The sequence below is a fragment of the Zhengella sedimenti genome (assembly GCF_046506625.1).
In the GTDB taxonomy this organism is placed as follows: domain Bacteria; phylum Pseudomonadota; class Alphaproteobacteria; order Rhizobiales; family Rhizobiaceae; genus Zhengella; species Zhengella sedimenti.
Map to the genome: position 1 here is coordinate 538,083 of NZ_JBKFFP010000003.1, position 10,988 is coordinate 549,070.

Sequence of the window (10,988 nt, forward strand, 5' to 3'; positions counted from 1 at the left end):
ATTTGTGAGGCGCGTTCATTTCATGCTGTCGTTGAACAATCTCCAGATCCTCTACGACCGGGCCATCGAGGCGGTGCGCGACGTCTCGCTGTCTGTCCCTGCCGGCGCCATCGTGGCGCTGCTCGGTTCGAACGGAGCGGGAAAGTCGACCATCCTGAAGGCGATATCCGGGGTCCTCTACCAGGAAGACGGCGAGATCGTCAGCGGGTCGGTCACGTTCGAGGGGCGCGACCTGGCCGCCCGGACGCCGAGGGAGATCGTTCGCGAGGGGCTGGTGCAGGTGCCCGAGGGGCGGGCGCTTTTCGCCGACCTCACCGTGGAGGAAAACCTGCTGATGGGCGGCATCACGCGCAACCGCGCAGAGGCGGCGGAAGGGCTGGACCGGATCTATGCCATGTTCCCGCGCGTCCATGAGCGGCGCCACCAGACGGCGGGCTACCTGTCGGGGGGCGAGCAGCAGATGGTCGCCATCGGGCGGGCGCTGATGGGAAAGCCGCGCCTTCTCATGCTGGACGAGCCGTCGCTGGGCCTGGCGCCGCAGATCGTCGACACGATCTTCGAGACGATCGTTTCGCTGAACCGGGACAATGGCGTGACGGTGCTGCTGGTCGAGCAGAACGCCCAGCTTGCGCTGGAAACGGCATCCTATGGCTACATCATCGAGAACGGGCGTATCGTGCTCGATGGCGAGGCCGGCAAGCTGCGCACCAACAGCGACGTGCAGGAGTTCTATCTGGGCTATTCGGGCGGTGAGCGAAAGAGCATGCGCGACGTGAAGCACTACAAGCGCCGCAAGCGGTGGCTGTCATGACCGGTTTCCTGCGGCTGGACGGCGTGACGAAGAAATTCGGCGGGCTTGTCGCGGTCAACGATGTGAGCCTGCATGTCGAGCAGGGACAGATCTACAGCCTGATCGGCCCCAACGGCGCTGGCAAGACGACGCTGTTCAACCTGATCAGCGCGGTGTTCAAGCCGACCGGGGGGCAGATCCTGTTCGAGGGGCGCGACCTTGCGCGCACGCCGACCCATGCGCTGACCCGCCTCGGCATTGCCCGGACATTCCAGAACCTGGCCGTCTTCAAGCACGAGACGGTCGTCAACAACCTGCTCGTCGGCATGCATTCGCACCTGAAATCCGGGCCCGTGGAGGCCGCGCTTTTCTGGGGGCGCACGCGCCGCGAGGAAATCCTGGCGCGCGAGCGGGTGGAGGAGATCATCGAGTTCCTCGAAATCGAGGAGATCCGCGACCACCCTGTCGGCACGCTCTCCTACGGCCAGCAGAAGCGCGTCGAACTGGGGCGGGCGCTGGCGGTCTCGCCGAAGCTCCTGCTGCTCGACGAGATGGTGTCGGGCATGAACCAGGAAGAGCGCGAGGACATCGCGCGCTTCATCCTCGATCTCAAGGAGGAACTCGGCATGACGGTGTTCATGGTCGAGCACGACATGGGCATCGTGATGGACATCTCCGATCATGTCTGCGTGATGAACTACGGCAGCAAGATCGCGGAGGGCACGCCGGCCGAAGTCGCCTCCAATCCTGCGGTCATCGAGGCCTATCTGGGAGCGCACGGGTCAGGCACACGGACCGCCGGGACGACGGGAGGCGCGGCGGCATGAATCCCTCAACCGACATCGCGACGATGACCATGCCGCAAGTGCTGCGCAAGCGGGCCGGCGAACATGGCGGCGAACTGGCGCTGCGGGAAAAGGAGCTCGGTCGCTGGGTCCGGTTCACCTGGCAGGACTATTACGAGCAGGCGCGGCTGACAGCCATCGGCCTCAGCGCGCTCGGCTTCGGACCTGGCGACCGTCTCGCGGTTGCCGGCGAGGACACGCCGCAATGGCTGTTTGCCGATCTGGGCGCCCAGATGGCCGGCGGCGCCTGCCTTGGCGTCTACCCGACAAACCCTTGGCCCGAACTGCAATATATCGTGCGCCATTCGCGCGCCCGCATCGTCGTGTGCGGCGACCAGGAGCAGACCGACAAGGTGATCGAGGCGCGGCGCCGCGAGGGCGGCCTGCCGGACGTCACCCACATCATCGCGATCGACATGAAGGGCATGCGCCAGTATGACGAGCCCGGCCTGATGTCCTTCGACGACCTGGTCGCGCTCGGGCGGCAAAGGGAAGCGGAACTCGGCGCGCTCATCGACCGGCAGATCGACAGCGGCAAGGCCGATGACGTGGCCATCATCGTCTACACGTCGGGTACGACCGGGATGCCCAAGGGCGCCATGCTGACGCATGGCAACATGCTGCATTCGGCCAGCCGCATGGCCGCGATCCACAATCTGGACCGGCAGAACTATTCCGTCCTGTGCTACCTGCCGCTGTGTCATGTGGCGGAGCGCAGTTTCTCCACCGTCATGCAGCTTGTCACCGGTTGCACCGTCTCCTTCGCGGAATCGGTGGACACCGTCGTGGTCAATCTCCGGGAGATCGCGCCCAGGGGCTTCCTCGGCGTTCCGCGCATCTGGGAAAAGATGCTGCAGGCGGTGCTTTACAGGGTCAAGGACACGACGCCTTTCCAGCGCAGGGTCTACGATTTCTGCATGGCGAAGGGCCGCCCCATCGCCGAGCGCCGCCTTGCCAATGGCGGCCGCTTCGCCAGCACCGCCGATGCGCTGACGTACCATTTCCTGTCGCTGATCTGTTTCCGCAACCTGCGCACGTTTCTCGGCCTCGACCGTGTCCAGACAGGTTTCTGCGGCGGCGCGACGGTTTCGCCGGAAGTGCTGCTGTTCTTCTGGATCATCGGTGTCCCCGTCTACCAGATCTACGGCATGACGGAATGCGCCGGCGCCTCGCACAGCCAGCGTCCCGGCGCCACCTCGCTCGGCACGTCGGGCCTCGTGATCGAGGGTGTCGAGCAGAAGCTGGCGGAGGACGGGGAACTCCTGCTTGCCGGCGCCAGCGTGTTCAAGGGCTACCTGTTCGACGAGGAGGCGACCCGGCGGGCCCTGGACGACGGCTGGCTGCATACCGGCGACATCGTCGCCTTCGACGACAACGGCGAGGCGCGCGTGCTGGACCGCAAGAAGGACATCCTGATCACGTCGGGCGGCAAGAACATCACGCCGTCGCTGATCGAGAACGCATTGAAGGATTCGCCCTATATCCGGGAAGCCATCCTGCTGGGCGACGGGCGCAATTTCCTCTCCGCGCTCATCCAGATCGACCTGGAGACGACGGGCAAGTGGGCGCAGGAAGCCAATGTCCAGTACACGACCTACCGCTCGCTGGCCGAAAACCCGGACGTCCGCGAGCTGATCGACGCAGAGGTCCGCAAGGTGAACGAACGCTTCGCGCGGGTGGAGAACATCCGCAAGTTCGTCATCCTGACCAAGGAACTCGACCATGACGACGGGGAACTGACGGCGACCATGAAGGTGCGCCGCAAGATCATCGAAGAAAAGTTCGAGCCGGAAATCCGGTCGATCTATGGAGACGCGGCCTGATGGATTTCCTGCTCCTGCTCATCTCCACGGGACTGGTCTCGGGCGCCGCCTACGGTCTCATCGCCATGGGCTTCGCCCTGATCTACAAGTCGACGGGCGTGGTGAACTTCGCCCAGGGCGAACTGGTCATGCTGACCGCGTACATCTCGTTCACCCTCTACACGACATTCAACCTGTCCTTCTTCCCGCTGATCCTGGTCACCATTCCCATCTCGATGTTCATCGGGCTGGTGCTGGAGCGCGTCTTCATCCGGCCGATGCTGGGCGAACCGGTCTTTGCCATCGTGATGGTCACCGTGGGTCTCGCGGTCGTGCTGCGCGGCATCACGATCATGATCTGGGGTCCCGACCCGTTCAATTTCAATGCCGGTATCGCCACCGACGTCGTCTATGTGGGTTCCGTGCCGTTCTATCCGGCGCAACTCTACCTGATCGGCGCACTCCTCGTCATGACCGCCGGCGGCTGGGCCTTCCTGCGCTTCAGCCGCATGGGCATCGCCATGCGCGCGGTGGCCTCCAACGAAACGGCGGCGCTGCTCGTCGGCATCAGCGTGAGCCGCATCCACGCGGTCGCCTGGATGCTGTCGGCGGCAATTGCCTCGGTGGCCGGCGTCCTTTTCGCCGCCAATTACAAGCTGGCACCGGACCTCTGGTTCCAGGGCCTCAAGTCGTTCCCGGCGGTGATCCTGGGCGGGCTTGATTCCGTCATCGGCTCGGCGCTGGCCGGTCTCATCATCGGCGTGGTCGAGAACCTGTTCCAGGGCTATGTCGGCCAGGGCCTGCGGGAGATTTCCGGCTTCGTCATCATCATCATCGTGCTGATGGTCCGTCCCTTCGGACTGTTCGGCAGCAAGGAAATCGAGCGGGTCTGATGCGGACGGGTCATTTCAAGGAAACAACCGGACAACTGATCGCGCTGAGCGACAGCAAGGTCGTGTGGTCCTTCGTCGGCCTCCTCTTCCTCGCAGGGCTCGTGGCACCCTTCATCCTCGGCAACTACCAGATCACGCTGCTGGTGACGACGCTGATCGCCATCGTCGGCGCCGTCGGGCTGAACATGCTGACCGGCACGACCGGGCTCATTTCGCTGGGCCAGGCCGGGTTCCTGGCCATCGGCGCCTACACCAATGCCATATTGCTGGCCGACTACGGCTGGCCGGTATGGCTGAGCCTGCCGGCAAGCGGCGTCGTGGCCGCCCTGATCAGCATCCTGGTCGGCGTGCCGTCGCTGCGGCTCAAGGGGCTGTATCTGGCCATCACGACGCTGGCCTTCGCGTTCATCGTCAACCACGTCATCCTCTATGCCGAGGACCTGACGCACGGGCCGAACGGCATCTTCGTCTCGGGCGCCAGCCTGTTCGGGTTCAACGTCCAGCGCGGCAACCCGCTCTACTACCTGACCTTCGCGGTGACGGTGATCGTGGTCTTCGCGGCGCTCAACATCCAGCGTTCGCGGGTCGGCCGGGCCTGGATGGCGATCCGCGACCATGACATCGCCGCCCGCGTGATGGGCGTCGACCTGGTGCGCTACAAGCTCTATGCCTTCATGGTGAGTTCGTTCATCGTCGGCCTGGCCGGGGCGTTGATCTCCCTGCAGATCCGGTTCGTCAACATCGACGTCTTCGCACTGATCCTGTCCATCGAGGCGCTCGCCATCATCATCCTGGGCGGCCTGGGATCGATCGCCGGGGCAATCCTCGGCGCCATCTTCCTGACGCTCCTGCCCGAGGCGATCCGCATCTTCTTCGCGCTGTTCACCGACCCGGGCTCGAGCTTCTACACGACCTATGTCTACGAAATCCGCGGCGTCGCCTATGGTGTCGTCATCATCGCGTTTTTGCGTCTCAAGCCGGAGGGCCTGATCGGCCTCTGGCGCGATTTCCGCAAATACTGGAGCAACTGGCCGCTCGCCTACTAGCCGGAGCATCCGGCAGGCGGGCAAACAAAGTGGAGGAAACCATGAAGACCAGACTGCTTACGCTTGCCGCAATGCTGCTCGCCTCGACAGCGGTTCATGCCGCCGATCCGGGCGTGACGGATACCGAAATCAGGATCGGTGACGTGAACATCATGACCGGACCGGCCTCCTTCATCGGGCGCGCCGTGGCCGCCGGCTCCAAGATCGCCGCCTCGGAGGTCAACGAGAACGGTGGCGTCAACGGACGCAAGATCACGGTGATCACCGAGGATGACGGCTACGTGCCGGCCCGCTCCTTCCAGGCGCTCACCAAGCTGATCGAGGTGGACGGCATCTTCGCGCTGAACGGCACGTCCGGCACGGCCAACGTGCTGGCCATGATGCCGCTCATCGAGGAAAACAACCTGCCGACCGTGGTCACGACGGCGCCGAACGAACTGGTCTACGAGCCGGTCCGTCCGTCGGTCTTCACCGTGGGCGCCAGCTATTCGGACGCCTTCTATGCCCAGCTGAAATACATCCACGAGAACCTGGAGCCGGAAAACCCGGTCTATGGCCTGATCCGCCAGGACGACGATTTCGGCGTCGCCGTCGAGCACGGCTACAAGCGGGCTGTGGAGGAATTCGGGGTCACGGATGCCGTCCAGGTCCGCTTCAAGAAGGGAACCAGCAACTTCGCCGCCGAAGTGGCGCAGATGAAACAGGCCGGCGTCAACGTGCTGGCCAATGGCGGCATCATCGCCGGCGCGGCCAACATCCTCAGCGAGGCGCGCAAGCTGGGCATGGACATGCAGGTCGCCTCGGTGTGGAGCGAGAACATGCCGCCGTCGGTCAACCTTTCCGCCCCCGCCGGCTATGACTACCTGGTGGCCGACTACGTGGCGCTGAGCGGTCCCGCCGTCGACGCCTTCATGGAGAAGGCGAAGAAATACCTCTCCGAAGACGAGCTTTCGGCGATCAACCGCTACACCTTCGTGACCTATGTCGGCCTGAAGGCGCTGGCGGCGGCGATGGGCGAGTGCGGGCAGGAACTGACCCGTGCCTGCACCATCGAGAAGCTGCGTGCGATGAAGGACTTCGATACCGAGGGCCTGAGCGCGCCGCTGAGCTTCGACAACGAGAAGCAGCTTTCGGGGACGGCGGTTGCGGTCTACCAGCTCAACGCTGCCGACAAGACCTTCAAGGCGCTCACCGACTTCGCCGAATACTGAGGCTGACACCGTCGCAGGCCCGCCCCCGGCGGGCCTGTGACCCAAGGGCTGGAGAAAGAGCGATGCCAATTCCCGCGGCATGGGAAGGCCGGTTGCGCCTTCCTGTCATTTCGGCGCCGATGTTCCTGATATCGGGTCCGGACCTGGTTGCCGGGGCCTGCAATGCCGGCGTCGTCGGCAGCTTTCCAGCGCTCAACCAGCGCTCCAGCCAGGGCTATGCGGACTGGCTGGACGAGATCGCCGGACGCCTGCAGCCGGATGCCGCGCCCTTCGGCGTCAACCTGGTCGTGCATCGCAGCAATCCGCGTCTTGAAGCGGACCTGGCGATCACGGTCGACAGGAAGGTGCCGCTCGTCATCACGTCGCTGGGGCTCAACCAGGACCTTGTGAAGGCTGTCCAGGGCTATGGCGGCCTTGTGTTTCACGATGTGACCAACCTGAAATTCGCCGAAAAGGCCGCCGCTGCCGGTGTCGACGGGCTCATCGCGGTCGCCTATGGCGCAGGCGGCCATGCCGGCCTGATCTCGCCTTTCGCGGCCATGCAGGAAATGCGCGCGATCTTCGACGGCACGCTGGTGCTGGCGGGCGCGATCTCGACCGGGCGGCAGGTGGCGGCCGCAAGGCTCATGGGCGCCGACATGGTCTACATGGGCACGCGCTTCATGGCCACGGCAGAGAGCATGGCGGTGCCGCGCCAGCGCGAAATGATCCTCGAAGCCAGGGCCGCGGACATCGTCTACACGCCCGCCGTCAGCGGCGTGCCGGGCAACTTCCTGCGCGCAAGCCTTGCCGAGGCGGGCCGCGATCCCGACGACCTGTCGCCGCCGCGCGAACTGGATTTCGGAACCGGGGACGCCAAGGCCTGGCGCGACCTCTGGGCCGCAGGCCAGGGCGTGGGCGCCATCGGCGACATGCCGGGCGTCGCCGGCCTGTGCGAGCAAATGGCGGCGGAATACCGGGAAGCCATGCACCTTGCCGCCAACGACCCGTTCGGCAAGTCCCTTTCCTGACAGGCATATTCCCGTTTTCTTGCGATCCATGCCGCGGGCCCTGCCTGCTGCTCCGGGGTCCCGGCCTTTCCCGGAATCCGCAAGCATCGAGACGGCCGCCGTGCTGGCCCGGACGAGGCTGCGGTTTCGTATCTGAAACAGTTTTAATATATATAAAATGCGAGATATCGCCGATTGACAATCTGGCGCTGAGCGCGCCATGCCCCATATATGGGCAATTGCAAGCCTGCCCGGATGTTCACGGCCAATCTCTGGCGGATGTTCTAGGACGGGCAACGGCGAGCCGGGAACGGGGACGACCTGATCGTGGAGAGCAGCAATTGATGACGGCCGAGCAGGGGATTCTGGCCGCGAAGATCCGGGACATGTGCGAGGCCGCCAGGAGCCTCGGCCTGCATTATGCCGTATTGGACAGCGCAGGCGCCGTGGCCGGTGAAACCAGCGGCGACAAGGACGTCCTGCCTCGGCTTGCGCAATGTTTTTCCGGCTCGCTGGGTCGTTCATCCGGCGGGGATCCGGCTTCGGCCCGCAACTGGGAGAACCTGGACGACTGGCTGCCGCGCGCCGGCCTCATCGAGAACGGCAGCGGGGAGATCGTGCATTACGGGTTCCTGCCTCCGCCGGAAGAGGCGCGCCAGGGCCGGGAGCCGCCGCGCATTGTCGCCGTGTGGCGGAACTACAGCCCGGACCAGGGCGCATACCGCGATCCGGCGGTCGTCGCGCTTTACGGCTTGGCGCCCCTGGAGGCGCGCATTGCCTCGGCGATTGCCGACGGCGAGACGGTTGCAGGCATTGCCAGGGATTTCGGAATCTCGGAATCGACGGTGCGTGCGCGCCTGAAAAAGATCTTCAAGAAGACCGGCACGAAGACGCAGCACCAGCTGACGGTGCTGGTCTGGCGGTTGCGCGTGTAAGGCTGCGCCAGGGCCAGGCCGGCCTATCCACGATCATTGCCCGATCTGCTGTGCCTGCCGGCGGCACATGCGCTTGCCTTGTCCGCCGGCCGTGCAGCCCGGACATGCCGGCATTCCCGGCATGGTCGTTAATCATATCATTAAAATTTGCAGTACGTACCCATTTGGGAGTTTCCCACCTGCAATGATTTATGTTTCCTTAAGCATATAAGAAAAAACAAAGGTGTTGGGTTCAACTAAAAAGTGTAGGGGCGTACGGGTGGAGGCTGAATGTTTTCTCCTCTGTGGTTGCAGAGGAAACTTCTGAAACTACGTGACAATCGGACGATGCAACCGCTGGCGCCCTGGCGCGCCGGTGGCAGGGATGGCTTTTGCCTTGCGTCCGGACGCACAATCGGGGGTTTCTCTCATCTCTCATGGCTGGCCGGGCCTGCAATGGCCTGGCAAGCGCGCCCTGCGCTTGCAGGAAGGCGCGCCGGACCGGCCAGTCGGGCCGACTTTCAGATCTCGCCCCGTGAATATTTTGGAGGGCAGCCATGACAATTCTAGGTCCGATCTATCCCGCGCCGGGAGGCAACACGTTCAGCAGTGACGGCGGAAATCCGGGTCGTGACGGAGGCGTCGTCTTCACCTTCGACAACCTGAACACCACCGACTACAGCAATTTCTGGTGGGGCCTGACCGGGATGGGCCTGGCCATGGACGGTTCCATCGACCAGGCCTTGGAGACATTGTCCTTTGATTCGATAATTGGCGGTCAGCAGGTTGCTGTTTGGGTTGGCCAGACGAGCGCGCCCGGGATTGCCGGCACGGTCTATACCCGGCTGGTGGCCACGATCGAAAGCGGATCGGGTGGGGCGGTATGGGAACTGGCGAGTGATGACGGCCTGTCCGGAGGTCCGGGCCAGGTAATCGACCTCGACGAGACGGTGACCGGCTTTACTGTCCGGATCGAATTGCAGGCGAGTTTCGATTCGTCCTTTGCCACATATGATTCCTTCCTTGATTTCTATGACAACAACTCAACCGGGGATTCCGGCGCGATCAGCGAATTCGGCGGGACGTTCTTCGCCGAGCCGAGCGACACTACACCCCCCGCAGAACCGACCGTCGACCCGCTTTATTCCGGCGCCGACACCGCGCCCGTGATCACCGGCACGGCCTCCACCGAGGCCGGCGTGACCACCACGGTGAGCGTGGGCGGCGCGACATGGACCGTGACGCCGGACGGCGCCGGCAACTGGACCCTCGACCTTTCGACGCCGCCCGACAGCGGCACCTACAGCCCTGAAACCCAGGGCTTCAACGACGTCACCGTCACCTCGACAGATGCGGCTGGAAACACATCCAGCGACACCTCTTCCAACGAACTGGAGATTAACATCATGGCCCCTTCGATCGTTTCCGTCACGTCTTCTTCTCCAGTGATCAGCGAAGCCGATGCCTCCACCGGCACGATCACCATCACCGTGGTGTTCGACCAGTCGATGAACACCCAGCCGACGGTGACGCCGGTCATCAGCTTCCCGGATGAAGACCCGTCATCGACCATCAGCTACGTCTCCGGTTCCTGGAGCACGACGACCAGCGCAAACGACACCTATACCTTCACCTTCTCGGTGACCGACGCCAATATCGACCTGTCGGATGTGGACGTGGAGATCACCAATGCGCGCAGCTTCACCGGCGACAACCTGCCCGACACGACGGTCATCGACGTTTTCTCCATCGACACGCTGATTGCCGATGTGCCGGCCGCGCCGGACCTGGTGGCGGCGTCCGATTCCGGCGACAGCGACAGCGACGACCTGACCAATGACAACACGCCGACATTCGACGTGGCCATTCCCGCCACGGGCCTTGAGGTGGGCGACACGGTCGAACTGATCGACACCAGCAATGGCGACGCGGTCATCGCCACCTATACGATCAATGGCAGCGAACTCGGCACCACGATCCAGCTGACCGCCTCCACGCTGGCCGATGGCGACCACACCATCGCCGTGCGCTTCTCCGACCCGGCCGGCAACACGCGCACCGGCACGGAACTCACGGTGGACGTGGACACGACGGTTCCGAGCCTTGCGGCGCCGGACCTCGTGGTGGCTTCGGACAGCGGAAGCAGCGACAGCGACAACCTGACGAACGACACGACGCCGACCTTCTCCGTCGACGTGTCCGGGGCGGAAGCCGGCGACGTGGTCGAACTCCTGGTCGGAGGCGCCTCACTTTCGCCGGCCGTGACCTATACCGTTACAGGTTCCGAGACAGGACCGGTGGAACTGACCGCCGGCACGCTTTCCGGCGATGCCAGCTATGATTTCACCGTCCAGATAACGGATGCGGCGGGTAACTCCTTCACGTCGCCGGCCACCACGATCACGCTGGACACGACGGTTCCGGCGCCGGGCGTTGCGCTGGCGACCGACAGCGGCGTTGCCGCCGACGGCCAGACCAATGACGCGACGGTGAACGTG

At 64.1% G+C, this 10,988-nt stretch carries 9 protein-coding genes; all 9 read left to right on the top strand.

All coding sequences use genetic code 11. From position 1 onward, the window contains the following. The first annotated feature begins 22 nt into the window (after positions 1-22). Entirely contained in the window at positions 23-811 is a 789-nt protein-coding gene (locus ACLB6G_RS11975; RefSeq protein WP_410356404.1) for an ABC transporter ATP-binding protein, read from the top strand. Further along, positions 808-1,617 carry an ABC transporter ATP-binding protein gene (locus ACLB6G_RS11980; protein WP_410356405.1) on the top strand — a complete coding sequence of 270 codons (810 nt, stop codon included), beginning with the start codon at positions 808-810 and terminating at the stop codon, positions 1,615-1,617. The genes ACLB6G_RS11975 and ACLB6G_RS11980 overlap by 4 nt, the downstream gene beginning before the upstream one ends. Continuing rightward, positions 1,614-3,458 carry an AMP-dependent synthetase/ligase gene (locus tag ACLB6G_RS11985; protein ID WP_410356406.1) on the top strand — a complete coding sequence of 615 codons (1,845 nt, stop codon included), beginning with the start codon at positions 1,614-1,616 and terminating at the stop codon, positions 3,456-3,458. The genes ACLB6G_RS11980 and ACLB6G_RS11985 overlap by 4 nt, the downstream gene beginning before the upstream one ends. Beyond that, positions 3,458-4,330 carry a branched-chain amino acid ABC transporter permease gene (locus tag ACLB6G_RS11990; protein ID WP_410356407.1) on the top strand — a complete coding sequence of 291 codons (873 nt, stop codon included), beginning with the start codon at positions 3,458-3,460 and terminating at the stop codon, positions 4,328-4,330. The genes ACLB6G_RS11985 and ACLB6G_RS11990 overlap by 1 nt, the downstream gene beginning before the upstream one ends. Then, positions 4,330-5,376 (top strand): branched-chain amino acid ABC transporter permease, encoded by a 1,047-nt coding sequence (locus ACLB6G_RS11995; protein WP_410356408.1) that lies wholly within the window; start codon positions 4,330-4,332, stop codon positions 5,374-5,376. Before ACLB6G_RS11990 ends, ACLB6G_RS11995 begins: the two co-directional genes overlap by 1 nt. Before the next feature lie 41 nt (positions 5,377-5,417). Then, on the top strand, positions 5,418-6,587 hold the full coding sequence (locus ACLB6G_RS12000; protein ID WP_410356409.1) for an ABC transporter substrate-binding protein: 1,170 nt from the start codon (positions 5,418-5,420) through the stop codon (positions 6,585-6,587). A gap of 62 nt (positions 6,588-6,649) precedes the next feature. Then, positions 6,650-7,597 (top strand): NAD(P)H-dependent flavin oxidoreductase, encoded by a 948-nt coding sequence (locus ACLB6G_RS12005; protein WP_410356410.1) that lies wholly within the window; start codon positions 6,650-6,652, stop codon positions 7,595-7,597. 323 nt (positions 7,598-7,920) lie between these two features. Continuing rightward, entirely contained in the window at positions 7,921-8,511 is a 591-nt protein-coding gene (locus ACLB6G_RS12010) for a helix-turn-helix transcriptional regulator (protein WP_410356411.1), read from the top strand. A 536-nt stretch (positions 8,512-9,047) separates the two neighbouring features. Beyond that, positions 9,048-10,988 (top strand): Ig-like domain-containing protein (locus tag ACLB6G_RS12015; protein ID WP_410356412.1); only part of this gene is annotated, 1,941 nt, incomplete at its 3' end.

Bases quoted from the DNA above. Each gene is read 5' to 3' on its own strand.
- ACLB6G_RS11985 (WP_410356406.1), top strand. From the start codon at position 1,614: ATGAATCCCTCAACCGACATCGCGACGATGACCATGCCGCAAGTGCTG.
- ACLB6G_RS12005 (WP_410356410.1), top strand. From the start codon at position 6,650: ATGCCAATTCCCGCGGCATGGGAAGGCCGGTTGCGCCTTCCTGTCATT.
- ACLB6G_RS11995 (WP_410356408.1), top strand. From the start codon at position 4,330: ATGCGGACGGGTCATTTCAAGGAAACAACCGGACAACTGATCGCGCTG.
- ACLB6G_RS11975 (WP_410356404.1), top strand. From the start codon at position 23: ATGCTGTCGTTGAACAATCTCCAGATCCTCTACGACCGGGCCATCGAG.
- ACLB6G_RS12010 (WP_410356411.1), top strand. From the start codon at position 7,921: ATGACGGCCGAGCAGGGGATTCTGGCCGCGAAGATCCGGGACATGTGC.
- ACLB6G_RS12000 (WP_410356409.1), top strand. From the start codon at position 5,418: ATGAAGACCAGACTGCTTACGCTTGCCGCAATGCTGCTCGCCTCGACA.
- ACLB6G_RS11980 (WP_410356405.1), top strand. From the start codon at position 808: ATGACCGGTTTCCTGCGGCTGGACGGCGTGACGAAGAAATTCGGCGGG.
- ACLB6G_RS11990 (WP_410356407.1), top strand. From the start codon at position 3,458: ATGGATTTCCTGCTCCTGCTCATCTCCACGGGACTGGTCTCGGGCGCC.